1 protein-coding gene and 1 pseudogene are annotated in these 653 nt (G+C 58.2%); both read right to left on the reverse strand.

The window, feature by feature from the left end:
- Nucleotides 1-401 (reverse strand): ATP-binding protein (locus ADINL_RS02160; RefSeq protein WP_036543471.1); only part of this gene is annotated, 401 nt, incomplete at its 3' end.
- Between the two features lie 11 nt (nt 402-412).
- Nucleotides 413-653: pseudogene (locus ADINL_RS02165) on the reverse strand (hypothetical protein); the annotation flags it as partial.

The following is a 653-nucleotide window of genomic DNA, read 5'->3' on the forward strand; positions in this document are numbered from 1 at the left end:
CGTACGTACTGTGCGGTGTATCCCTCCCGGCAGGCTTTATGCGCAAGCGCACAGGCAAGCCAGGTTTTACCCACACCAGTCGGACCGGTGATGAGCACGTTCAGGTGTTCCTTCACCCAGTGGCACGCTGCCAGTGACTGGATCAGTCCTTTATCCAGACCGCGGGCACTTCGGTAATCCAGGTCTTCCAGGGTAGCGTTGTGTTTCAGTTTGGCTTGGCGCATCCGGCTGCTCATGCGCCGGTTCTCGCGTTCGGTCATCTCCCGATCGACGAGGAGGCCAAGGCGCTCCTCGAAGCTCAGTTCGTGGATGTCGGGCGTTGCTGACTGATCAGCCAAGGCCGCCGCCATGCCAGTGAGTTTGAGGCTGTGGAGTTTGTCCAGCGTAGGATGCTTTAGCATGTCAGGTTCCTTCAGTGATAGTAGGCGGGGCCGCGGATGTTGTCGTGGGTATCGGGTAACGCCAGCTCTTGCTGTTCTTCCAGCGGCTGCTGATCCAGGCGATGCTTGAGGATGGACTCGATGCTCTTGTAACGGCAGCTTCCCAGTATCAACGCGCGCCTGCATGCAGCCTCCAGGCGCTCATCACCATAGGCCTTCTTAAGGGATTGCAGGTTTGGTATGATTTTGCCACTCCCCCCGTCACCAGATTTG

Origin of the sequence: Nitrincola lacisaponensis (genome assembly GCF_000691225.1) — a bacterium.
GTDB lineage: Bacteria > Pseudomonadota > Gammaproteobacteria > Pseudomonadales > Balneatricaceae > Nitrincola > Nitrincola lacisaponensis.